At 64.3% G+C, this 23351-nt stretch carries 26 protein-coding genes; 9 read left to right on the top strand and 17 right to left on the bottom strand.

The features are described 5' to 3' along the window. Window positions 1-52: 52 nt before the first annotated feature. From ABNU97_RS11500 to ABNU97_RS11470, 7 genes are all read right to left on the bottom strand, one after another. Window positions 53-1015 (bottom strand): LysR substrate-binding domain-containing protein, encoded by a 963-nt coding sequence (locus ABNU97_RS11500; protein ID WP_348766847.1) that lies wholly within the window; start codon window positions 1013-1015, stop codon window positions 53-55. Window positions 1016-1051: 36 nt separating this feature from the next. After that, window positions 1052-1975 carry an oxygen-dependent coproporphyrinogen oxidase gene (gene hemF / locus ABNU97_RS11495; RefSeq protein ID WP_348766846.1) on the bottom strand — a complete coding sequence of 308 codons (924 nt, stop codon included), beginning with the start codon at window positions 1973-1975 and terminating at the stop codon, window positions 1052-1054. Between the two features lie 2 nt (window positions 1976-1977). Next, window positions 1978-2577, bottom strand: coding sequence for an L-threonylcarbamoyladenylate synthase (locus tag ABNU97_RS11490; protein ID WP_348766845.1), 600 nt, complete (start codon window positions 2575-2577; stop codon window positions 1978-1980). Between the two features lie 30 nt (window positions 2578-2607). Beyond that, a complete protein-coding gene (locus tag ABNU97_RS11485) occupies window positions 2608-5127 on the bottom strand; it encodes a DNA topoisomerase I (RefSeq protein ID WP_348766844.1) in 2520 nt (839 codons plus the stop codon). A 152-nt stretch (window positions 5128-5279) separates the two neighbouring features. Next, window positions 5280-5750, bottom strand: coding sequence for a DUF494 domain-containing protein (locus tag ABNU97_RS11480; RefSeq protein WP_348766843.1), 471 nt, complete (start codon window positions 5748-5750; stop codon window positions 5280-5282). Window positions 5751-5799: 49 nt separating this feature from the next. Continuing rightward, on the bottom strand, window positions 5800-6921 hold the full coding sequence (gene dprA / locus ABNU97_RS11475; RefSeq protein ID WP_348766842.1) for a DNA-processing protein DprA: 1122 nt from the start codon (window positions 6919-6921) through the stop codon (window positions 5800-5802). A gap of 28 nt (window positions 6922-6949) precedes the next feature. After that, window positions 6950-8068, bottom strand: coding sequence for a LysM peptidoglycan-binding domain-containing protein (locus ABNU97_RS11470; protein WP_348766841.1), 1119 nt, complete (start codon window positions 8066-8068; stop codon window positions 6950-6952). Window positions 8069-8380: 312 nt separating this feature from the next. On the opposite strand from ABNU97_RS11470, the gene def reads away from it, so the two are divergent. The 4 genes from def to ABNU97_RS11450 all read left to right on the top strand — a co-directional run bounded on the left by def (window position 8381) and on the right by ABNU97_RS11450 (window position 11826). Beyond that, window positions 8381-8902 (top strand): peptide deformylase, encoded by a 522-nt coding sequence (gene def / locus ABNU97_RS11465; RefSeq protein WP_348766840.1) that lies wholly within the window; start codon window positions 8381-8383, stop codon window positions 8900-8902. Window positions 8903-8905: 3 nt separating this feature from the next. Next, window positions 8906-9826, top strand: a complete 921-nt coding sequence (gene fmt / locus ABNU97_RS11460; protein WP_348766839.1) for a methionyl-tRNA formyltransferase — start codon at window positions 8906-8908, stop codon at window positions 9824-9826. Between the two features lie 31 nt (window positions 9827-9857). Then, window positions 9858-11150 (top strand): 16S rRNA (cytosine(967)-C(5))-methyltransferase RsmB, encoded by a 1293-nt coding sequence (gene rsmB, locus ABNU97_RS11455; RefSeq protein ID WP_348766849.1) that lies wholly within the window; start codon window positions 9858-9860, stop codon window positions 11148-11150. A 109-nt stretch (window positions 11151-11259) separates the two neighbouring features. Next, window positions 11260-11826, top strand: coding sequence for a type 1 glutamine amidotransferase domain-containing protein (locus tag ABNU97_RS11450; RefSeq protein ID WP_348766838.1), 567 nt, complete (start codon window positions 11260-11262; stop codon window positions 11824-11826). A 75-nt stretch (window positions 11827-11901) separates the two neighbouring features. Here the strand turns inward: ABNU97_RS11450 and ABNU97_RS11445 are convergent, their stop codons facing one another. The 10 genes from ABNU97_RS11445 to trkA all read right to left on the bottom strand — a co-directional run bounded on the left by ABNU97_RS11445 (window position 11902) and on the right by trkA (window position 20637). Next, window positions 11902-12612, bottom strand: coding sequence for an SIMPL domain-containing protein (locus ABNU97_RS11445; protein WP_348766837.1), 711 nt, complete (start codon window positions 12610-12612; stop codon window positions 11902-11904). A 395-nt stretch (window positions 12613-13007) separates the two neighbouring features. Next, on the bottom strand, window positions 13008-13793 hold the full coding sequence (gene hisF / locus ABNU97_RS11440; protein WP_348766836.1) for an imidazole glycerol phosphate synthase subunit HisF: 786 nt from the start codon (window positions 13791-13793) through the stop codon (window positions 13008-13010). Then, the gene (gene hisA / locus ABNU97_RS11435) at window positions 13790-14545 is read right to left on the bottom strand and encodes a 1-(5-phosphoribosyl)-5-[(5-phosphoribosylamino)methylideneamino]imidazole-4-carboxamide isomerase (RefSeq protein WP_293624591.1); all 756 of its coding nucleotides are present in this window, start codon (window positions 14543-14545) and stop codon (window positions 13790-13792) included. Before hisA ends, hisF begins: the two co-directional genes overlap by 4 nt. A 60-nt stretch (window positions 14546-14605) precedes the next feature. Further along, the gene (gene hisH / locus ABNU97_RS11430; protein WP_293624589.1) at window positions 14606-15250 is read right to left on the bottom strand and encodes an imidazole glycerol phosphate synthase subunit HisH; all 645 of its coding nucleotides are present in this window, start codon (window positions 15248-15250) and stop codon (window positions 14606-14608) included. Window positions 15251-15280: 30 nt separating this feature from the next. Further along, window positions 15281-15874 carry an imidazoleglycerol-phosphate dehydratase HisB gene (gene hisB / locus ABNU97_RS11425; RefSeq protein WP_348766835.1) on the bottom strand — a complete coding sequence of 198 codons (594 nt, stop codon included), beginning with the start codon at window positions 15872-15874 and terminating at the stop codon, window positions 15281-15283. Window positions 15875-15985: 111 nt separating this feature from the next. Then, a complete protein-coding gene (gene dtd, locus ABNU97_RS11420; protein ID WP_348766834.1) occupies window positions 15986-16426 on the bottom strand; it encodes a D-aminoacyl-tRNA deacylase in 441 nt (146 codons plus the stop codon). Then, the gene (locus ABNU97_RS11415; RefSeq protein ID WP_348766833.1) at window positions 16423-17379 is read right to left on the bottom strand and encodes a homoserine kinase; all 957 of its coding nucleotides are present in this window, start codon (window positions 17377-17379) and stop codon (window positions 16423-16425) included. The genes dtd and ABNU97_RS11415 overlap by 4 nt, the downstream gene beginning before the upstream one ends. Next, complete coding sequence (locus ABNU97_RS11410; protein WP_348766848.1) at window positions 17379-17702, bottom strand: tetratricopeptide repeat protein; 324 nt, start codon at window positions 17700-17702, stop codon at window positions 17379-17381. The genes ABNU97_RS11415 and ABNU97_RS11410 overlap by 1 nt, the downstream gene beginning before the upstream one ends. A gap of 34 nt (window positions 17703-17736) precedes the next feature. Next, complete coding sequence (locus ABNU97_RS11405; protein ID WP_348766832.1) at window positions 17737-19206, bottom strand: TrkH family potassium uptake protein; 1470 nt, start codon at window positions 19204-19206, stop codon at window positions 17737-17739. Between the two features lie 51 nt (window positions 19207-19257). After that, entirely contained in the window at window positions 19258-20637 is a 1380-nt protein-coding gene (gene trkA / locus ABNU97_RS11400) for a Trk system potassium transporter TrkA (protein ID WP_293624581.1), read from the bottom strand. A 207-nt stretch (window positions 20638-20844) separates the two neighbouring features. Here trkA and hisI point away from each other — a divergent pair, with 207 nt between their 5' ends. From hisI to tatC, 5 genes are read left to right on the top strand one after another with little or no spacing between them, the layout of a single operon-like run. Further along, window positions 20845-21279 (top strand): phosphoribosyl-AMP cyclohydrolase, encoded by a 435-nt coding sequence (gene hisI / locus ABNU97_RS11395; RefSeq protein WP_348766831.1) that lies wholly within the window; start codon window positions 20845-20847, stop codon window positions 21277-21279. Then, entirely contained in the window at window positions 21272-21613 is a 342-nt protein-coding gene (locus ABNU97_RS11390) for a phosphoribosyl-ATP diphosphatase (protein WP_348766830.1), read from the top strand. Before hisI ends, ABNU97_RS11390 begins: the two co-directional genes overlap by 8 nt. Window positions 21614-21629: 16 nt before the next feature. Further along, on the top strand, window positions 21630-21932 hold the full coding sequence (gene tatA, locus ABNU97_RS11385) for a twin-arginine translocase TatA/TatE family subunit (protein ID WP_348766829.1): 303 nt from the start codon (window positions 21630-21632) through the stop codon (window positions 21930-21932). An 18-nt stretch (window positions 21933-21950) separates the two neighbouring features. Then, on the top strand, window positions 21951-22373 hold the full coding sequence (gene tatB / locus ABNU97_RS11380) for a Sec-independent protein translocase protein TatB (RefSeq protein WP_348766828.1): 423 nt from the start codon (window positions 21951-21953) through the stop codon (window positions 22371-22373). Continuing rightward, window positions 22370-23143 carry a twin-arginine translocase subunit TatC gene (gene tatC, locus ABNU97_RS11375; RefSeq protein ID WP_348766827.1) on the top strand — a complete coding sequence of 258 codons (774 nt, stop codon included), beginning with the start codon at window positions 22370-22372 and terminating at the stop codon, window positions 23141-23143. The genes tatB and tatC overlap by 4 nt, the downstream gene beginning before the upstream one ends. Window positions 23144-23351 lie beyond the last annotated feature (208 nt).

The raw sequence follows: 23351 nt of genomic DNA, 5'->3' as shown, positions 1-23351 counted from the left end.
ACCGTCTGTGAGGACTCGAACGCGATCCGTGAGAGGTTTATGCAGAGCTTCCTTAGTTCGCTGGCGTGTCGTCGTCGACGTTGACGGCCACCGCGTCGGGCAGCAGCGTAACCCCGCTCGGGTCGCACTGCATGACGGCATCGTGCAGGGCCGTAATCGCACGCGGGCGGGGAAAGCTCTTGCGCCAGGCGATGGCAATACGGCGCATGGGCGCATCGCCGGCAAAGGGGCGTGTTTCCAGCAGGCGCGACTCTTCCGACAGGCCGGGGATCGACGAGCGCGGTAGTACCGTCACGCCGAGGCCGCTGGCGACCATGTGACGAATGGTTTCCAGGCTGGAGCCGGAATGGGGCTGACGTTCGCGCTCGCGGTCGCGACAGTCCTCGCATAGCGCGAGCACCTGATCGCGAAAACAGTGCCCTGGCCCGAGCAGGAGCAGATCCTCCTCGGCGAGTTCGTTGGCATCGATTTCGTCGCGCCGGGTCCAGCGGTGCGTTTGTGGCATAACCACGACGAACGACTCGTCGTACAACGGCCAGCTTGCCAAACCGCCGACCTCGTAGGGCATGGCCACGATTACCGCGTCGAGTTCGTTGTTACGCAGCTGCTGGGTAAGCGCGCCGGTAAAGTTTTCTTCGATGATCAGCGGCATGTCCGGCGTGCTTTCGCGCAGTGCCGGAATCAGGTGTGGCAGCAGATAAGGGCCGACGGTATAGATCACGCCCAGCCGCAGCGGTCCCTTGAGCTCGTCGCGGCCCTGTTCGGCCACCGTTTCCAGTGCGCTGACCTCGCCCAGAATCCGATAGGCCTGTTCGATGATGCGGCGGCCGATCGGCGTGACCCGGGCCTCGCCGCGATTGCGTTCGAATACGGTGACGCCCAGCTCGCTTTCGAGCTTCTTGACCGCCACCGACAGCGTGGGCTGACTCACAAAGGCGCGCTTGGCGGCCCGGCCAAAGTGGCGTTCCTTGTCGAGCGCGATCAGATAGCGCAGTTCGGTGAGCGTGATATGCATCGCGTGACGAATCTCATCCTTCGACCGGCTTACGGCTTAATTCTCGCCGAGCCAGTCGCGAGGGCGAAGAAAATCCTCGTAGAGCGCGGCTTCGGGGCTGCCGGGTATGGGCTTGTAGCCATATTGCCACGATGCCAGCGGCGGCATCGACATCAGGATGGACTCGGTACGCCCGCGCGATTGCAGGCCGAACAGGGTGCCGCGATCGTAGACGAGGTTGAACTCGACATAGCGCCCGCGCCGATAGAGCTGAAAGTCGCGCTCACGCTCGCCGTAGGCGTGGTCACGCCGACGCTCGACGATCGGCACATAGGCATCGATAAACGCCTGGCCGACGCTGCGTATGAACGCAAAGCTGTCCTCGAAGCCGAGCTCGTCGAAATCGTCGAAGAACAGGCCGCCCACGCCGCGGGTTTCTTCCCGGTGCGGCAGATAGAAGTATTCGTCGCACCAGGCCTTGAAGCGGGTATAGAGATCGTCGCCAAACGGCGCACAGGCATCGCGCGCGGCCTCGTGCCACGCAATCGCGTCTTCTTCGAAGGGGTAATAGGGCGTCAGGTCGAAGCCGCCGCCGAACCACCACACCGGGTCCTCGCCGTCTTTTTCGGCAACGAAAAAACGCACGTTGGCGTGCGCGGTGGGCGCATAGGGATTGCGCGGGTGAATCACCACCGACACGCCGGTGGCAATGAACGAACGGCCGGCAAGCTCGGGGCGGCGTGCGGAAGCCGAGGCCGGCAGGTTGTCGCCGGTGACCCGCGAGAAATTCACGCCCGCGCGTTCGAAGGTGTCGCCGTCGGCGAGTACGCGGGTGTCGCCGCCGCCGCCGGCCGGGCGCTGCCAGGCGTCGATATGAAAATCCAGCGCTGGCTCGAACGCCGCGAGACGCTGGCAGATATGGTCCTGCAGCTCGCGAAACCAGGCGATAACGCGATCGGAATCGATGCTATCGGCGCTCATGCTCAGCCTCCGCGCAGGGTGTCGCCGGTGCGCGCATCCCGAATGGTGCTGGCGCGACCGGGCGTATCCGGTACGCCGCCCAGAATCATGTCGACGCCGTCATGCGGCTGACTCAAGCGCGCTCGCGCCTGCCAGCTGTTGCGGACCGGCGGCCGAGCGCTGACGTTCGCGCTGGTCGAAACCAGGGCGCCGCCAAAGGCCCGGCACAGCGCGGCGCTGTCGGCATGGGCGGTCTGGCGCAGGGCGATGGTGTCGTGCGCGCCGGTCAGCCACCAGGGCGTATCGTCGGCGGCGGGCAACAGCCAGGTCAGAGCCGCCGGCCAGCTTTGGGTGGCACGATTCCATGCCTGGGCCGCGTCGGCGGCGACGAAGGGCGCAAGCTGGTCGCTGTCGGCGCCGATCACGATCAGGCCCCGATCGATCTCGCGACGCTTGATCGTGAGCAGTCGCAGTACGGCCGCCGGGTCCAACGGGTCACAGGCCAGCCCCCAGACGCCTTCCGTGGCATGGGCAACCACGCCGCCATCATGAAGAATACGCGCAGCGCGGCGCAGGCGATGGGCACTCACGCGCACACCGGCGCGCTGGGGATGACGGCTCATAGATATTCGGTCGAATCAGGCAGCCACGACTCAGGCGTCGCCCTTGCCGGCGGATTTCGTGCTCGACTTGGCCGGCGCCTTCTTGGCCGCTGTTTTCTTGGGGGCCGCCTTGGCCGTGCTCTTGGCCTTGGTCGCAGTCTTGGCCGCGCCGTTTTTCTTGGCCGTGGTGCTCTTGGCGGTCTTGGCGCTCGACTTCGTCGTCGATTTGGCGCTGGACTTTGCGCTGTCCTTTTTCGCAGCCGCGCCCTTGCGCCCGCGTTTTTTCTTCTCCGGCGCCTTGGCGATGATCTCCTGGCATTGTTCCAGGGTGAGGTCGGCCGGCTCCTGATCCTTGGGCACGCTGGCGTTCTTCTTGCCATCGGTGATGTACGGGCCGAACGGGCCGTGCTGGACCTTGATGCCCTCGGCCTCGAAGTGCTTGATCAGCTTCTTGGCGTCGGCTTCCTTCTTTTCGGCGATGACCTCGAGCGCGCGTTCCTTGGAGATGGTGTACGGGTCGTCTTCCTTGATCGACGCGAACTTCTTGCCAAAGCGCACATAGGGGCCGAAGCGGCCGATATTGACCTGGATTTCCTCGCCCTCGGGGGTTTCGCCCAGATCACGCGGCAGGTTGAACAGATACAACGCCTCGTCGAGGGTGATCTTGTCCATGTCCTGGCCCTTGCGCAGGCCGGCGAACTTGGGTTTTTCCTCGTCGTCCTTGGAGCCGATCTGCACGAACGGCCCGAAGCGGCCGATACGCACGATAACCGGCTTGCCGGATTTGGGGTCGGTGCCGAGCTCGCGGGCCTGGGCGACTTCCTCGCGCGACAGGTCCTGCTTGGATTCGATCTGCTCGGAGAAACGATCCCAGAATTCCCTCAGCAACGGCTGCCACTTCTCTTCGCCACGCGAGACGGCGTCGAGCCGGTCTTCGAGGTTGGCGGTGAACTCGTAGTCCACATAGCGGGTGAAGTGGTCGGTGAGGAACTTGTTGACGATCTTGCCCAGCGGCGTGGGCATGAACGCCTTGCCGTCCATTTCGACGTATTCGCGATCCTGCAGCGTCGAAATGATCGAGGCATAGGTCGAAGGCCGACCGATATCGTATTCCTCCAGGGTTTTCACCAGCGCGGCTTCGGTAAAGCGCGGCGGCGGCTCGGTGAAATGCTGGGTGGGCACGATCTCGGCGAGCTTGAGCAGCTCGTTTTCTTCCAGGTGCGGCAGGCGCTTGTCGGCGTCGTCGTCGCCCTTGTCGTCGTCCTTGCCTTCCTTGTACACGGCAAGAAAGCCCGGCTCGCGCAGGGTGCGGCCCGAGGCACGGAACAGATGCTTCGCGTCGTCGCCGGCGGCGAGATCCGCGGAGACGGTATCGAACAGGGCATGCATCATCTGGCTGGCGACGGTGCGCTGCCAGATCAATTCGTAAAGACGCGCCTGGTCGCTGGTCAGGTTCGACTTGATTTCGTCCGGGATGCGCGCGCTTTCGGTCGGGCGGATGGCCTCATGCGCTTCCTGGGCGTTCTTGGACTTGGTCTTGAAGCTGCGCGGCGCGTCGGGCAGGTTCTTGTCGCCGTAGCGCTTGCCGATCATCGAGCGCAGTTCGCTGACCGCGTCCGCGGCCAGGCTGACCGAGTCGGTCCGCATGTAGGTGATCAGGCCGGTCGCCTCGGCGCCGTCGATGGATACACCTTCATACAGGCTCTGGGCCGTGCGCATGGTGCGCTTGGCGGTGAAGCCGAGCTTGCGCGCGGCTTCCTGCTGCAGGGTCGAGGTGGTGAACGGCGGTGCCGGGTTGCGCTTGCGCTGCTTGCGATCGACCTTGACCACCCGCAGCTGGCCCTGGGCGGCGCTGGTGAGCGTTTCCAGGGCCGCATCGGCGCTGCCCTGGTTGTTGACCGTGAACTGTTCGACCTTTTCGCCGTCCAGCTGCGACAGGCGCGCGGTAAACGGCTGGGCGTCCTTTTCGACCTGGGCTTCGATCTTCCAGTATTCCTGGGGCACGAAGGCTTCGATCTCGGCATCGCGCTCGCAGATCAGGCGCAGGGCAGGCGACTGTACGCGCCCGGCCGACAGGCCACGCTGGACCTTGCGCCAGAGCAGCGGCGAGAGGTTGAAACCCACCAGGTAATCGAGCGCGCGACGTGCCTGCTGGGCGTTGACCAGGTCGTCCGAGATGGTGCGCGGGTTGGCCACGGCCGTACCGACCGCTTTCTTGGTGATCTCGTGAAAGACCACGCGGGCGACTTCCTTGTTTTCGAGCAGGCCGCGTTCGCGCAGCAGCTCCAGCAGATGCCAGGCAATAGCTTCGCCTTCGCGATCCGGGTCAGTGGCCAGCAGCAGGGCGTCCGACTTCTTGAGCGAGCGGGCGATCTTGTCGACCTGCTTGGCGTTGCGGTCGATGATGTCGTAGCGCATCGCGAAGTCGTGCTCGGTATCGACCGCGCCTTCCTTGGGCACGAGGTCACGCACATGGCCATACGAGGCGAGCACCTCGTAGTCCTTGCCGAGATATTTTTCGATCGTCCGGGCTTTGGCCGGCGATTCCACGATGACGAGATTGCGACTCATCGATTCACGCTATATTTAAGGATTGAGGCCTGCACTCATGCGCAGGGCGCTGCACACTAGCATAGCCTTTGAAGCATGCGCGACCGAGGCGCGTCAACCGCGACGGCTCGTTCGAGGCTCGTTTCGGGCCTTTATCGGACCGGCGCGCGTAGCTAGTGGCTGGCGCCGGGGGATTCGGCATGGATCATCGCTTCCATGCGAGCGTAGGCCTGGTCCTGACCGCTGGACGACAGCACCATCATCACCACCCACTTGAGCTGCTCGATCTCGGCGCCCTCGAAGGCATCCTCGGCCAGCGCCATCATCCGATCGATCACGATCTCGCGGGCCGTGGCGCTGAGCACGCCGGCCTGCTGCAACGCCTCGAGATAGCCGCGACATTCGGCGTCCAGAACCTGCATTTCCCGTTCGGCGTACACGCGGATGGCGTCGTCGCTGGGGGTGTCGGCCATGGACTGGCCGGCCGGATCGGTGGCCCGAATCCAGGCAAAGGCGTCGTCGATCTCGTCGTCGAAGAAGCCGGCATCGCCCAGATCGTCGCGCACGCTGGACATATGCTCGGCATCGGCCAGCGAGAAGTTCTCGAACAGATAGAGCAGCACGTCGAGCAGGTTTTCGTTCATCGGCGCAGATCCGTCGTATGTGAACCGTAGCGTTCATCCAGCCCCGCGATCATGACACGGTGCAGGTATAGGCACCGCCCGGGCCGGCCTGGACGCGACCTTCCAGTTCCAGGATGAGCAGACTGGATGATACCGCATCTGCCGACCAGCCTGTACGGGCGACCAGATCGTCGACCCGGGCCGGGCCATGGCCAAGAGCGGCCAACAAGGCCGCATGCGTGTCGTTCTCGGCCGGCGCTCCAGCGGTGTTTTCGGCGTCTTCGCTTTCATGATCAGACGGATACGAAGCCGGCCGACGATAGCCGTCGAGCACGCCGGCGATATCCTCGAGGATATGCTCGGTAGTCTCGACCAGCTTGGCCCCGTCGCGAATGAGCTGGTGGCAGCCGCGCGCCAGCGGATTGTGAATCGAGCCGGGCAGGGCGAACACTTCGCGCCCGGCGGCACTGGCCATCCTTGCGGTGATCAACGAGCCCGAGGCGCGTGCGGCTTCGACCACCAGCGTGGCCGTACACAGGCCGGCGATGATTCGGTTTCGGCGCGGGAAATTGCCGCGGGCAGGCTCGGTGCCCAGACCGAACTCGGAGAGCATCAGGCCTTGGGCGGCGATGCGTTCGGCCAGATCCCGGTTCATGGCCGGATAGACGCGGTCCAGTCCCGTGCCGCAGACCGCGATGGTCATGCCGTCGGCGGCGAGTGCGCCTTCGTGGGCCGCGGCATCGATACCCCGGGCCAGGCCCGAGACGACCACGAGCCCGGCGCTTGCCAGCGCATGCCCGAACTCGCGCGCTGCTTCCAGCCCGGCGGGGCTTGGGTTGCGGCTGCCCACGATCGCGATTGCCGGGTAGTTGAGCAGTTCGGTATCGCCCACGCCGTACAGCCAGGGCGGGGCCGGATCGAGCTCGGCCAGCGCGTTCGGATAGTGGCGATGAGCGCGGGTGATGAAATGACGGTTCGGCTCGTCGAGCCAGCGCTCGGTTTCGGCGACGCGGGCGTTGTCGCCCGCCGCAAGGGTGGCACAGGCAGCACGCGGCACGCCCAGTTCGCGCCAGGCGCGCTCGCCGGCCGCTACCGCCCGTTCGGCGCTGCCGAAATGGTCGATCAATCGGCTGCCCAGGGTCGCACCGATGCCCGGCGTACACGCCAGCTGCAGCTCGGCACGCGGGATCATGGCCCGGCTCGATTCCCGCACGCGGGCGCTAGCGCGCCGGCGTGCGCACGAAGTCGTCGATATGCACCGCGCGCTCGGCGCGCATGATCACTGCAAAGCTCACCCGTTCGTCGGTCTTGAAGACCAGCAGCTCGCCGGACTTGAGTTCGGGCAGGCGCACCTGGCCGCCCTTGACCGGGTCGAGCACCACGCGACCGGCTTCGAAGATATCCAGCACGTGGCCGCGTTCGATGCCGTCGCTGCGGCCCACGCTCAGGGTCACTACCTGATACTGGCCGATGGCCGATACGCCGTCGTAAACCGAAATGATGCGGCCTTCGACGCGTTGATCGGGCGCATGCGGATAGAAATCGCGCACCAGATCCTCGGTTTCCAGCGGCAGCAGCCGATCGGCCACCAGCGCTTCGCGATAGCTCTTGGTGATCTGGGCCTTGGCGACCGGACCGGGTTCGATGATCTGGATTTCACCCACCGGCACGGCCTGCTGGCCGATGATTTCGCCGGTGTCGGGATCCTTGTACGGGCCGGCATCGCGAACGAGGCTGAATCGGCCGTCATGCTGGCCCTGTGTATCCACGCCGCGCACGTAGCTCACGGTGCCCTTGCCGCCGACCAGGTGCTCGTCCAGGAAGGACACGATATAGGGGGCGTCGGCGAGCTCTTCGGCACTTACCAGGCGCGGGCCGGTAATGAACGGCCGGATCGCATCCATGGGTATGGTGGCGATCGATTCCAGCGAGCTTTCACGGATGCGCGGGGAGAGCACCTTGGTGCCGGCCCGACGCAGCTGGAAGTTGCCATCGGCGTCGCGGGTGAGAATGAGCACATCGCCCGGATAGATCAGATGCGGGTTGGCGATATCCGGGTTGGCGTACCACAGCTGTGGCCAGTACCAGGGGTCGCGCAGGTAGTAGCCCGCGATATCCCAGAGCGTGTCGCCCTTCTTGACCACATAGCGCAGCGGCGCATCCGCGCGTAGCTGCTGGTTGACCGTGTTTTCCTGCACGACGGGCGCCGCGCGTTCCGGCAGCGGCGTGGACGGGGCGGGGGCCAGTTCGGGCTCGGCCTTTTGATGAGCGCAGCCGCTCAAGACGGCCGCGAGGGCCAGGGTCAGACCGGTGCCGGCACACTTCATGGCCTGCTTCAAATCGTTATACTCTCGCATCCAGGACGCGCCCCCAATGATTGACCCCATACCAAGACAGCTGACGCTCAGCTGCCCTGCAACCCCTGCACAAACAGATGCCGGCTTCTGCCCGGCATTTGTTTTTGCAGGCTTAGCGGCCGCTGGCTGCGACGCGCCTGCCTGTGCATACTCGCGCTATTGCGCCGATATGGAAAGTGTTTTCCTGTCGGATCGATAGCGCTCTAACGTGCCATGCCACGTGTTTTTCGTTATCGGCCAGTCAGATCGTTTATTGATGGCCGGGCCACTTGTGACGCACACCACCGATAGAATATGGCGATTCTAGAGATTTTGCATTTCCCCGATCCGCGGCTGCGCGAACGCACCGAGCCGGTCACGGTTTTCGACGAAACGTTGTCGCGGTTTATCGACGACATGTTCGAAACCATGTACGACGCACCCGGCGTGGGCCTGGCCGCGACCCAGGTCGGCGATACGCGCCGCGTGGCGGTCATGGACTGCTCGGAAGAGCGCAACGAACAGATCGTGATGTGCAACCCGGAAATCCTATCCGCCGAGGATCTGGAAACCGTCGACGAAGGCTGTCTGTCGGTGCCGGACCACTACGACAAGGTCAAACGCTATGCCCGCGTTCGCTTCGCTGCCCAGGACCGCCACGGCGAGCGCTACGAGATGGAGGCCGAAGGCCTGCTTGCCCAGTGTGTGCAGCACGAGCTGGCGCATCTCGACGGCGGGCTCTATATCGACCAGCTGTCACGGCTCAAGCGCGAGCGTATTCGCCGCAAGCTCGCCAAGGCGGCCCGCCAGCAACCGGCGACCGAAAGCGACGCATAACCCGTGAACATCGTTTTTGCCGGCACGCCCGAATTCGCACTGCCCTGTCTCGACGCGATCGCCGCCAGTTCGCATCGTCTGACCGGCGTACTCACCCAGCCGGATCGGCCCGCCGGGCGCGGCCGCAAGCTCGCGGCATCGCCCATCAAGCAGCGTGCGCTTGAACTCGGCGTGCCCGTACAACAACCGCTGTCGCTCAAGAAGGAGGCGGCGTTCGACGAACTCGCCGCGCTTGAACCCGATCTGATGGTGGTGGTCGCCTATGGGCTGCTGTTGCCGAAGAAGGTGCTGGCCCTGCCGCGTTATGGCTGTATCAACGTGCATGCCTCGCTGCTGCCGCGCTGGCGCGGCGCCGCGCCTATCGCCCGTGCCATTCTCGCCGGCGATAGCGAAACCGGCGTGACCCTCATGCAGATGAATGCGGGGCTGGATACCGGGCCCATGCTCGTGCGCCGGGCGGTGCCTATCGATAGCGACACCACCGCGGGCGAGCTGCACGACCGGCTTGCGGCGCTGGGCGCGACCGAGCTTACCGAACTGCTCGGCCGCGTCGAGCAGGGCGTGAGCGGTGAAACGCAGGACGACGCCCAGGCCTGCTATGCCCGGCGGCTGGACAAGGGCGAGGCCGCGATCGACTGGCGGGCCGGCGCCGACGAAATCGCGCGCGCGGTGCGTGCTTTCGTGCCCTGGCCGGTGGCCCATGCGCAATTGAACGGTCAGCCGGTGCGTTTCTGGCGGGCGGCTCCTGCCGCAGGCGCGAGCGGCGAACCGGGGACGGTGGTCGCGGCGAGCCCGAAAGGTATCGATATCGCCACCGGCGCCGGCACCCTGCGGGTCATGGAGCTGCAGCTGCCGGGCAAGAAGCGAATGGACGCCGCCGCGGCGGTCAACGGGCGCGACTGGGTCGGTCAGCGTTTTGAGTAAATCGCGACCTCGCGACAGGCAGCCGGCCCCGGTGGAAGGCGCAGCCGCCCGCGGCTGGGCCGCACGCTGTGTTTCGGCCGTAATGAATGATCGTCGCAGCCTCGACGCGGCACTGTCGGAGCTGCCGCCGCAGATGAGCGGCGCCGACCGGGCGCTGACCTCGGCGCTGGCCTACGGCGTGTTACGAGACTATCGCCGCCTGGAAACCCTGCTGGCACCGCGCCTGTCGCGCAAGCCGCAGCCGCTGCTGCGGGCACTGTTGCTGGTCGGGTTGTTGCAGCTGGAGGCCATGCGTATTCCGGCGCATGCTGCCGTACATGCGACGGTGGCAGCGACGGCGATGCTCAAGCTTGGCAAGGCGCGGGGCATGGTCAACGCCATTCTGCGGGGCCATCAGCGCGAGGGCGCAGACACCGAGTCGGGCGAGCTCGCGCCGGGCGTGCGCTACGGCTACCCCGACTGGCTGGTGCGCATGGTTGAAACCGACTGGGGCCGTCTCTGGCCGGATGTGCTGGCAGCCGGCAACCGGCCGGCACCGATGCACCTGCGCGCCAACGCACGGCGCTGCGATCGCCATGTCGCGATGCAACGTCTGGCCGAGGCCGGGATCGCAAGCGAAGCGGCTCGCGTATGCGACAGCGTATTCACCCTCGACACGCCGATACCGGCACGCGAGCTGCCCGGTTTTGCCAGCGGCGACCTCTCGATACAGGACGGCGCCGCCCAGCTCGCCGCCGGCCTGGTTGGCGCCCGCGCCGGCGATTACGTGCTCGACGCCTGTGCGGCGCCCGGTAACAAGAGCGCGCATCTGCTCGAACGCGCCGATATCGATCTGCTCGCGCTCGATATCGACCCCGCGCGGCTCGACACGCTCAACGAAACGCTGGCGCGGGTGGGGACCAGCGCGCAGGTCAAGGCCGCCGACGCCGCGGCGATCGATCAGTGGTGGGATGGCCGCGCCTTCGATCGCATCCTGCTCGATGCGCCTTGTAGCGGTACCGGCGTGATTCGGCGCCATCCGGATATCAAATGGCTGCGTCGGCCGGCCGATATTGCGGCCGCGGCCGAGCGCCAGACCCAGTTGCTGGATGGCCTCTGGCAAACGCTCGCCCCCGGCGGGCGGCTGGTCTATGCCACCTGCTCGATCCTGCGCGCCGAAGGCGTCGACGTGATTGATGCCTTTCTCAAGCGCACGCCCGCGGCGCGCGAGCTCACCATCGATGCGCATTGGGGCTTTGCCGAACGCCACGGGCGGCGTATCGCGCCGGGCATGCACGGCTTCGATGGCTTCTATTACGCGGTGCTCGAACGCGACCGCGGTTGATCGGGACCCCTTGTATCCCGTGTTCGGTAGGTAGCATTACGGAGTTGAAACGATCGCGCCCAGCCGCACAGTCGGTGGTGTACTGATTTACCAACCAATTGGAGTTGTGATGAGCGACGAACTCAAAGGCAAGAAGGTCGCCTTTCTGGCCACGAACGGTTTCGAGTATTCGGAGCTGACCCAGCCGTGGGACGAGATCAAGGCCGCCGGCGCCGAGGTCGAACTGATTTCGCTCGAAAACGGCAAGATCCAGGGCGAAAGCGGCGGCGAGCCCAAGGGCGATCCGATTCCGGTCGACAAGACCGTCGATCAGGTATCGGCCAAGGACTATAACGCCCTCGTGCTGCCGGGCGGTCTGGCCAATCCGGACACCCTGCGCATGAACGACAAGGCCGTGCAGTTCGTGCGGGATTTCTTCGCCCAGCACAAGCCGGTCTCCGCCATCTGCCACGGACCGTGGCTGCTGGCCGAAGCCGACGTGCTCAAGGGCCGTACCGTGACTTCGTTCCCCTCCATCAAGACGGACCTGCAGAACGCGGGCGCCAAGTGGGAGGACCGCGAGGTAGTCTGTGACGAAGCGCTCGTCACCAGCCGCACGCCGGATGATCTGGATGCCTTCTGTGCCAAGACGATCGAAGAGATCGCCGAAGGCAAGCACGAAGAACAGACCACCTGATCGAGCTGCGCACTGACTGCCATGTGCAAAGCAAAGCCCGGGCTTCGACCCGGGCTTTTTTGTGTCCGCCGTTGCCTAGTCTTCGAGCGCGTAGTCGATAGTGGTTACGACGCGAACTTTCTTGACGTCCGGCGTGTAGCTGTCCAGGTCTTCAATCGAGAAATAGCCCTGGGAAGCTGAACGGATGGCACCGACCTGACTGCCCGAATCCTCCGCGAACTGACGTGCGGCCTTGCGCGCATCGGCGGTGGCCTGGGCAATCATTTCCGGCTTGATCGATTCCAGGTCGGTAAACAGAAACTCGGTGCGATATTCATAGTTGGGCGAGAGCACCACGCCCTGGCTGACCAGTTCGCCCACGCGCGGCATGGCCTGCTTGACCGTGTCGATTTCGGGCGTGCGTACCAGCACCGTGGCTTCGGCGGAATAACGCGTCGGCGGGCGCTGGTCGCCGTAGCTGTTGGCATAGCGATCGGTCACCTGAGGTGATGTGAGCGAGATCGAATCGGCCTTGAAGCCGGCATCGGTCAAGAAACTGCGGATGATGTCGGCCTGGCGATTGACCTGATCCTGCACCGCGCCCAGTTCGTCGCCGGTAACCGTGAAGTGTAGCGGCCATAGGGCAAGATTGGCTCGTACTTCGCGTTCGGCCAACCCCTTGACCGTGACCGCGCGCTCGGCCGATTTCCATTGAATGGCCGCGCTCTTGAGATAGCTGCCGCCCACGATCAGCCCAATCGCTAGACACAGGCCGAGAATGGCAGCAGCCAGGATATTGTTCTTCATCGAATACGCCGACGGTGGTGATACAAGCAAGCCAAGTATCGAGCGCCCAAGCTTACGGCTGGCTTAAGCAATCGGCACAAACGCGCATGCGTGAGCGGCAGATTCGGGTGCACCCGCTGGCCGATCTTGCGTACCGAGCGATCCATCCGGCTTCCGAAACCGTTTCAACAAGGGCGGCCGCAGATTACGCCGATCGAAGCAGGCGCACTCAGATGGTCATTGGGCCCATCTTGAGGATCGCTTTTTGCAGTCAAGTCGAACGCATCGGGCGAGCCGGAAGTCCAGGCACGCTGTCTTTAGAGCCGAGGGGTCGGCGGATCGCGTCCAGAACAGGTACGAGGGTCGCGCTGAATCGCCGACGCCGGGAAGACAGGGCGACCCGGCGTCGGGTGGCGCTAGCGGTAGATCGGGTCGCGTACGACCACGCCGCGTTCGGCGAGATAACCCTTGGCCTGCTGGATCGTGTACGTGCCGAAGTGAAAGATCGAGGCGGCGAGTACGGCATCGGCGGCGCCGATTTCCAGTCCGTCGTGCAGATGCTCGAGATTACCGACCCCGCCGGAGGCGATGACCGGCACGTCCACGGCTTCCGAGATGGCACGGGTGAGCTTGAGATCGAAGCCGGACTTGGTGCCGTCCTTGTCCATGCTGGTCAGCAGCACTTCGCCGGCGCCGAGCGACACCAGCTTCTGAGCCCATTCGATCGCATCGATACCGGTGGATTTGCGCCCGCCGTGGGTGAAGATTTCCCAGCGCGGCGCTTCGCCCTTGCGGGCCACGTTCTTGGCGTCGAGCGCGACCACGATGCACTGCGAGCCGTAGCGATAGGCGGCCTCGGCCACGAAATTGGGGTCCGAGATCGCGGCCGTGTTGATCGATACCTTGTCGGCACCGGCCGACAGCAGGCGCCGTACGTCGGGCAGGGTCCGTACGCCGCCGCCGACGGTCAGCGGGATGAATACCTCGCCGGCCACGCGCTCGACCACTTCCATGAGCGTGCCGCGGTCTTCGTGGCTTGCCGTGATATCGAGAAAGACGAGTTCATCGGCGCCCTGCTGGTCGTAGCGCCGCGCGATCTCGACCGGATCGCCGGCATCCTTGATCTCGAGGAACTTGACGCCCTTGACGACCCGGCCCTTGTCGATATCCAGACAGGGGATGATGCGTTTGGCCAGGCTCACGCGGACCCCTTCGACTTGGACTGACGGTCGTTGACCAGCTTGCGTGCTTCGGCGAGGTCGATCGTACCCTCGTAGAGCGCGCGGCCGATGACCGCGCCGGTCACGCCGTCTTCCTCGGCGGTGAGCAGGGCCTCGATATCGTCGAGGCGGGTCACGCCGCCGGAGGCAATCACCGGAATGGTGAGTTCGGCGGCCAAGGCGCGGCTGGCTTCGACGTTGACGCCCTGCATCATGCCGTCGCGGCCGATATCGGTATGGATGATCGCGACCACGCCGTCGTCCTCGAACTGCTGTGCCATTTCGGCGACGGTGTTGTTCGACAGCTTGGACCAGCCGTCGGTGGCCACCATGCCGTCCTTGGCATCGAGGCCAACGATGATGTGGCGCGGAAATTCCACGCCGGCATCGGCCACGAAGTGCGGCTCCGACACGGCACGCGTACCGAGGATGACGTACTCCACGCCACGCTCGAGATAGGTTTCGATCGCGGCCTCGTCGCGGATGCCGCCGCCCACCTGGACGGGCACGTTGCCGCAGGCCGACACGATCTGGCCGATCACGCGGTCGTTGACCGGATAGCCGGCCTTGGCACCGTCGAGATCGACGACGTGGATCCGATCCGCACCTTCGGCGAGCCAGCGCTCGGCCACGGCCACCGGATCTTCGTCGAAGACGGTGACGTCGTCCATGCGGCCCTGGCGCAGGCGTACGCACTGGCCGTTCTTGATATCAATGGCAGGTATGAGTAACACGCCGATAATCCTCGTCTACGGCTTGAATGGTCGAAACGACTGGATGCTTGCGAAGGGCGCTCAGGCGGCGCCGTCCCATTCCAGAAAATTGGCCAGCAGCTGGAGGCCGGCGGACTGGCTTTTCTCGGGATGAAACTGCACCGCGAACACGTTCGGGCGCAGGATCACCGAAGCAAAGCGCACGCCATAGTCGGTGGTGCCAGCGATATGACGCTCGTCGCTGGGCACTACGTAATAGCTGTGCACGAAATAGAACCAGCTGGCCGGCGCGATATCCTTCCAGAGCGGATGGTGGCGCTCCTGGCGAACCTGGTTCCAGCCCATATGCGGAATCTTGCGGCGCACGCCGTCCGGCTGCGCATCGGGGGCGGCGAAGTGCACGGTGTCGCCGGGGAAGGCGCCCAGGCATTCCACACCGCCGGATTCCTCGGAATGGCCCATGAGCGCTTCGATGCCCAGGCAGACGCCCATCAACGGCTTCTTGCCGAGCTGTTCGCGCAGCATGTCGTCGAGCTCGAGGCGATGCAGTTCGTCCATGCAGTGGCCGATCGCGCCTACGCCGGGCAATACCAGCCGGTCCATGCGCGCGAGTACGTCCGGGTCGAAGCTGACCTCGATCTGCTCGTCCGATGCGACGTAGCGCAAGGCCTTGGCAATCGAGTGCAGATTGCCCATCCCGTAGTCGATGATGCCGACGGTTGCCATAGTGTGATCGTGTACGAAGAAGAAAGGGGTTTAGAGGCTGCCCTTGGTGGACGGCATGCTGTCGCCGCTGCGGGCATCGGCCGATACGGCCATGCGCAGGGCGCGGCCGAACGCCTTGAACAGGGTTTCGGCTATATGGTGGGCATTGTGCCCCTTGAGCGCATCCATGTGCAGGGTCAGCGCGCCGGCGCTGGCCACGCCCTGGAAGAATTCGCGCACCAGTTCCACATCGAAGGTGCCAATCTTGTCGCGGGTAAAGTCCGCGCTGAAGAACAGGCCCGGGCGGCCGGACAAGTCGATGACCACGCGCGACAGCGCTTCGTCGAGCGGTACGTAGGTATGGCCATAGCGGGTGATGCCGCGCTTGTCGCCCACGGCCTCACGCAAGGCCTGGCCGATACAGATGCCGACATCCTCGACCGTGTGGTGGTCGTCGATATGCAGGTCGCCGGTCGCGCGCACGTCGAGGTCGATCATGCCGTGGCGGCTGATCTGGTGAAGCATGTGATCGAAGAAGCCGACGCCCGTTTCGGCGGCGAATACGCCATTGCCGTCGAGATCCAGCGTGACCTGGATATCGGTTTCTGCGGTCTGGCGTGCGATCGTTGCGCTGCGTGCCTTCATTGGCTGAATAGAGCCTTTCCATCACCCCGAGACGCGGAATAATACGCCCATTGATTGGGCAACGCGAACGCCGCGCCCCGAGGCTGTCGCCGTGCGCTGCTGCGTAGTCGGCTATGCCTGCAACCAGAAGGTCACCGGGCCATCGTTGCGCAACGAAACCTGCATGTCGGCGCCGAACACGCCCTGTTCGATAAGCCCGGGGTGGCGGGCGTTCAAGGCGTCCAGGAAGGTGTCGAACAACGTGCGAGCGCGCTCGGGCGGGCAGGCCGAGGAAAAACCGGGGCGGTTGCCGCGCCGGGTGTCGGCGGCGAGGGTGAACTGCGGTACCGCCAGCACTGCACGTCCGGTTTCGAGCGCGCCGTGATTCATGCGCCCGCGCTCGTCTGCAAATATGCGATAGCCGAGTACGCGTTCTGCCAGACGGGTGGCCTGGGCCGGGGTGTCGTCGGGTTGGGCGGCGACCAGGGCGAGTATGCCCGGGCCGATCGCCGCCACCGTGTTTTCGTCGATGTCGACCGCGGCGCGGGTCACGCGCTGAATGAGCGCGATCACGGTGTTTCGAAAAGCGCCGGCGGCGCTTCGCGATGCGCGCGCAGCAGCCGCTCGAACGGGCCCGGGTCGTGGATATGGGTGACGTCGCCGTCCATCGGGAAGTGATAGTCGATCAACCGCGAGGCCCAGAAGCGCAGCGCCGCGGCACGCAGCATGGCAGGCCAGGCGCCGTGCTCGGCGTCGGTGAGCGCGCGACGACGATGGTAGGCGCGGATGAATGCCTGCCAATGGCCGCTTCGATAATCCCCGTCGTCGTCGAAGGCCCAGTCGTTGCAGATTACCGCGAGATCGAACAGCAGGTAATCGTGGCAGGCGTAGTAGAAATCGATGACGCCGGAAACGCGATCGTCTTCGAACAGCACGTTGTCGCGAAACATGTCGGCATGAATGACGGCTTCGGGCAGGCCGCGATAGGTGGTACGCGCGCGCTCGCGCTGGAAGGCGATCTCGTCGTCGAGAAGGGCTGCGGTGTCTGCGTCGAGCCGCTCGGCCAGCCGATCGCGCGCCTGGGCGATCCAGGCCAGATCGCGAGGATTGGGCTGGGCCTCGCCGAAAGAGCGCACTGCGCGGTGCATTTCCGCGACCACGCCGCCCAGCGATGCGCACTGGCCGGTGCTCGGCGTTTCGATACTCGCGCCGGCGAGCCGATACACCAGCGCGGCCGGGCGATTCTGTACACGGCTAAGAAAGCCGCCGTCGTTGCGGGCCACCGGATGGGCGCCGGGCACCCCGTGCCCGGCCAGGTGATCCATCAGCTGCATGAAAAACGGCAGCGAGCCGTTATCCATCTGTTCGAACAGCGTCAGCACCCAGCGGCCGGTAGAGGTATCGACAAAATAGTTGGTGTTGGTGATCCCGGCTGTAATACCGCGAAAATCCTCCAGTTCGCCGATCGAATAGTCGGCCAGCAGCCTGCGTAGATCGTCTTCGGTTACGCGTGTATAGACCGACATCAGTTATCCGTGGCCTGTTGTTTGCGTGCACGCTTGGCGAAGACCTGCATTTCGCGGGCTGCCTGGTTGTCGCCCCGGGCCTCGGCCACGGTGATTCCGTGTTCGAGCACGTCCAGGCCGGCGGTGATATCGCCGGCTTCGACCAGCGCCCGGCCGTAGAGCTTCCAGGCCGCGGAATAGTCCGGGTCGTGGGCCACCGCTTCGGCCAGATGGGTGGCCGCTTCCGCGTAGTGGCCCTCCTTGTAGAGCAGTTCGCCTAGCGAAAAACGCAGCAAGGCGTTGTCTTCGCCGGCGGCAAGCATCTTTTCGAGTTGGTCTTTCATCGCCATGACGCCCAGTGTACCGATACAGGCTGGGTTATCGGCGCCAGAAGGCCGGCGTGAGGATCACCAGCAGGGTGAAGATCTCCAGACGGCCGAGCAGCATGGCCATGCACAACACCCATTTGGCCAGGCCCGGCAGGCCGGCCATGTTGGACGAAACTTCCCCAAGGCCCGGGCCCAGGTTGTTGATCGAGGCGGCCACCGCCGAAAAAGCGGTGAGTTCGCTCAGGCCGGTGGACAGCAGGATGAGAAACATCGCCACGAACACGGTGATATAGACCGCAAAAAAGCCCCAGACCGCCTGAATCACGCGGTCGGGAATGACCTTGCCGCCCATCTTGATCGGGATTTCCGCGTTGGGATGGACCAGGCGACTGATCTCGCGTGAGCCCTGCTTGGCCAGGAGAATGAAGCGGACCACCTTCATGCCGCCGGTGGTCGAGCCTGCGCAGCCGCCCACGAAGCTGCCCAGCAGCAAGAACATCGGCAGAAAGCTCGGCCACAGCGAATAGTCGGTGGTGGTGAAACCGGTGGTGGTGCCGATTGACACCACCTGGAACATCGCCTTGATGAACGCGTTGGGCAGCGACACATAGGTGCCGGCAATCAGCAGCACGGCACAGCCAAGCAGGGTTGCGCCGACGACCATGATCAAGAAGGTGCGGGTTTCCGAGTCGCGCCAGTAGGTCATCGGGTTGGCGCTGCGCCAGACCGCGAAATGCATGCCGAAGCTGATCGAGCCCACGATCATGGCGATAATCGCGGCCAACTCGATGATGGCATCGTCGTGGTGGCCCAGTGACAGGTCGTGGTTGGAAAAACCGCCGGTCGCGATGGCCGAAAAGGCGTGGCTGACCGAGTCAAAGACGCTCATGCCCGCAATCCAGAATACGAGCGCACAGACGCCGGTCAGCGACAGGTAGAGGTACCACAACGCCTTGGCGGTTTCGCGAATACGCGGTGTGAGCTTGGAATCCTTGACCGGGCCGGGTGTTTCCGCTCGATAGAGCTGCATACCACCCACGCCGAGCATGGGCAGCACGGCCACGGCCAGCACGATGATGCCCATACCCCCCATCCAGTGCAGAAGCTGGCGCCAGAACAGAATGGCGTGGGGCAGGGTATCCAGGCCCACGAGCACGGTGGCCCCGGTCGTGGTCAGGCCGGAGACGGCTTCGAACACGGCGTCCGTTACGCCGATATCCGGGCGTTCGGCCAGATACAGCGGCACCGCGCCGAACAGGCTCAGCACCAGCCAGAACAGCACTACCACCAGAAAGCCGTCGCGGATCTTGAGTTCGCGGCGCACGTGGCGCACGGGCAACCAAGCGACAAGGCCCGTGAGCAGGGTGATGACGAAGCCGATGGCGAACGCGTCGGCTTCGCCGTCGCCGTAGGCCAGACCCATGATCATCGGCACGAGCATGCTCGTGGAAAAGATCATCAGCAGGATACCGAGCACCCGCTGGACGACCGCGAAGTAGTAGTTCAGCGACAGTTTCATACGGCGGAAGGCGGGGTCGAAACCGGCACGATGGGCGAAAGCAACGCCGCGCTACACATACGACACGCCGACCTGGAAGAGCTTTTCCACGTCCGCGGTATGCTTCTTTTCGATGATGAACAACATCACGTGGTCGCCGGACTCGATCACCGTATCGTGGTGGGCGATGAGCACATCGTCGCCGCGTGCGATCGCGCCGATGGTCGTGCCCGGCGGCAGCTTGATCTCGTCGATACGCCGGCCCACCACGCGCGAGTTGGAACGCTCGCCGTGGGCGATGGCCTCGATCGCCTCGGCGGCGCCGCGACGCAGGGTATGCACGCGTACCACGTCGCCGCGGCGCACATGGGCGAGCAGCGCGGAAATGGTGGATTGCTTGGGCGAGATCGCAATGTCGATCTGCGTGCCCGAGGACTCGATGAGGTCCACATAGGCCAGCCGATTGATCAGCGACATCGCCTTGCGCGCGCCCAGACGCTTGGCCAGCATCGCCGAGAGGATGTTGGCTTCGTCGTCGTTGGTGATCGCACAGAACACATCGACCGATTCGATGTTCTCCTCGACCAGCAACGATTCGTTGGCGGCATCGCCCTTGAGCACGATGGAGCGGTTGACCTTCTCCGACAGCCAGGCAGCGCGCGTGGGGTTGTTCTCGATGATCTTGACCTGGCAATGGTTCTCCAGCGCCAGGGCCAGCCGCAGACCGATATTGCCGCCGCCTGCGATCATCACCCGCTTGACCGGGCGGTCGATCTTGCGCAGTTCGCCGATCACCTTCTTGATGTTGCGACGCGCGGCCACGAAAAAGACCTCGTCGTCGGCTTCGATCACGGTGTCGCCTTCCGGGATCATCGGCTTGCCGCGCCGATAGATGGCCACCACGCGCGTATCCGCCTCGGGCAGATGCTCGCGCAGCGCACGCAGCTCCTTGCCCACCAATGGCCCGCCGTAATAGGCCTTTACGCCCACCACCTGGACCTGGCCGTCGGCGAAATCCACCACCTGCAGCGCGCCCGGGTACTGAACCAGGCGCTTGATATGTTCGGTAACCAGCTGTTCCGGGCTGATGCTCATATCGATCGGGATCGCGTCCTGATGGAACAGCCGATCCTCGATCAGGTACTCCGCGGCACGGATGCGCGCGATCTTGGTCGGGGTATGAAAGAGCGTGTACGCGATCTGGCAGGCCACCATGTTGACTTCGTCGGCGGCGGTGACCGCGATGATCATGTCGGCATCGTTGGCGCCGGCGCTGCGCAGGATGTCGGGATGCGCGGCATAGCCGTGCACGGCGCGAATATCGAGCCGGTCCTGAAGCGGACGCAACAGGGCTTCGTCGGTATCGACGACGGTTACGTCATTGGATTCGTGGGCAAGGTTTTCTGCCAGCGTTGCGCCGACCTCGCCTGCCCCCAGAATGATGATCTTCATGCGCGGTAGTGTAGTCCATCCAAGCGGTGATCCTGCGAAAGCCTGCCAGAAACCACGCCTTGCGTGCGCGCACCGCATCCGGCGGCCGCGGCCGAAAGCCCGAGCGATCGCGCCAGGCGCCGGGTCTGCCTCCTGAATTTTTTTTGCTCTGGGTTTGCGATCGGCGAAAGCGTAGGATGGCGAGCTACAGTTTAGAGCATTGCAACCGTGATTCAGGACAACACAACCTTAGACCCCGCGGATGATCGATCGGCCGACTGGCTCGACCAGGTCGCCTGGAACGAGCAGGGCCTCGTGCCGGCCATTACCCAGGCTTACGATACCCATCGCGTGCTCACATTGGCCTGGATGAATCGTGAATCGCTGGCAGCGACCCTCGAAAGCGGCTTTGCAACATATTGGTCACGTTCGCGTGCCAAGCTCTGGCGCAAGGGCGAGTCGTCGGGCAATCTTCAACGCATACGCGAGGTGCGGCTGGACTGCGATAACGACGCCTTGCTGCTGATCGTTGAACAGATCGGCGGCGTCGCCTGTCATACGGGGCGCGAATCCTGTTTTTTCCAGGTTTACGACAACGGCCGCTGGGTCACACGCGACCCGGTGCTCGTCGATCCCAGCGAAATGTACGGTCTGCATGAGTAATTCCGATATCTTGGCCCAGCTCGATACGGCTCTGGCCAAGCGCCGCAACGCCGATCCGGCCAGCAGCTATACGGCGTCGCTTTATGCAGGCGGTACAGCAGCCATCACGGCCAAGATCACCGAAGAGGCCGCCGAGGTTGTAGAAGCCGCCGCCGAGGCAGACGATGCGCATCTGGTGCATGAGGTGGCAGACCTGTGGTTCCACACCATGGTGCTGCTGCAGGCGCGTGGGCTGGACGCCGGCGCGGTTCAAACGGAACTGGCGCGTCGCTTCGGGGTGTCGGGCATTGAGGAAAAAGCAGGTCGCGGCCGTGCCGATACGTCGGCTAACTGATTGAAACGAGGTAGACATGATTGGTGGTATCAGCATTTGGCAGTTGCTTATTCTCCTGGTGATCGTGGTGCTGATATTCGGCACCAAGCGCCTGCGTAACCTGGGCGGCGACCTGGGCTCGGCGCTCAAGGATTTCCGGGGCGCGATGAAGGACAGCGAAGCCGACAAGGACGACGAAACGACCCAGGACGCACGCAAGCGTCCGGAAGACCCGCAGCTGGTCGACGATCTGGGCAAGACCAAACCCAATACCGGTCCGGTTGAAGAAGCGCAGCGTCGTAACGCGCAGAAAAACGAAACCGACGACACGCGGGACTGATCCAGCCGGACCCTCCCTATGTTCGATATCGGTTTCTGGGAACTGACCGTCATCGCGGTCATCGGCCTGATCGTGCTCGGCCCGGAGCGGCTGCCGGTGGTGGCCCGCACGCTGGGCACCTGGGTGGGGCGCGCGAAAGGCTATGTACGCGGTCTGACCAGCGAGCTCGAGCGCGAGGTCAACGTCGAGGATCTGCGTTCTGAAGTCCGCCGCACCCGCGAGCGGATCGAGGCGGGCACGCGCGATACCGTCGATTCCGTACGTAAAGTCGATCCGCGCGAGGCCAACCGTGCGCCGCGCCACACGCAGGCGCCCAAGGCGGACGCAACTCAGGCCGGCGACAGCGCCAATCCGGTCGCCGATGCGACTGGTGAGCCGACCGAGCCGACCGGGAAATCCGAGGCGGATACGCGCGCCAACGATAACGAACGCAACGCATGAGCGACGATCAACTAGGCGAAGAGCAACCGCTAATCGCGCATCTGCTGGAGCTGCGCACACGGCTGTTGCGCATTGTCATCGGCATCCTGCTGGTGTTCCTGCCGATGGCTTATTTCGCCCGTGACCTGTTCACGTTTCTTTCTGGGCCCTTGCTTGCGCACATGCCGGAAGGCAACAGCCTGATTGCAACCGGGGTGGCGGCGCCTTTTCTTGCCCCGTTCAAGCTGTCCATGCTGCTGGCCGTGGCGGTTTCGCTGCCCTGGACGCTGTATCAGGTCTGGATGTTTGTCGCCCCCGGTCTGTATGCCCAGGAGCGACGTCTGGTCACGCCGCTGCTTATTTCCAGCACCGGGCTGTTCTATCTAGGGATGGCGTTCGCCTACTACGTGGTCTTTCCCGTGGTGTTCGGCTTCTTCATCTCGGTGGCCCCGGCCGGGGTCGCGGTGATGACCGACATCTCGGCCTATCTCGACTTCGTGCTCGGCATGTTCCTCGCCTTCGGTATCGCCTTCGAGCTGCCGGTCGGCATCTTCCTGATCGTGTGGGCCGGCTTTGTCACGCCGCGACAACTGGCCAGCTATCGGGCCTATATCATCGTGGCGGCCTTTGCGGCGGGCATGCTGCTGACGCCCCCGGACGTAATTTCACAAACCCTGCTGGCAGTGCCGATCTACCTGTTGTACGAAATCGGTATCGTCATGGCGCGTTTGTTCGTGCCCGGCATGCGTGAAGTCGAGGCCCAGCAGGACGAGCAATCGGGCGGGCCCTAGGAAGTTCTGCATCACCTCGCGCGGATCGCGTTCGAGTCCTCACAGTCGGCGCGGCAGGGCGTCCAGGCGCATCACTCGCCTTATTGGCAGGTCAAGCCTGGCAACGCAGCCGCGACGTCTGTGAGGTCGAACCCCTTCGGGGCTGGGGCTTTGCGCGCTTGATCGGCGTCAGTGTTCGCTACCGTGCCGCTTGTTATTGGCTTGGGCA

It is taken from the genome of uncultured Salinisphaera sp. (genome assembly GCF_964012375.1).
Classification (GTDB): Bacteria; Pseudomonadota; Gammaproteobacteria; order Nevskiales; family Salinisphaeraceae; genus Salinisphaera.
This window is presented reverse-complemented; position numbering and strand designations above follow the sequence as displayed.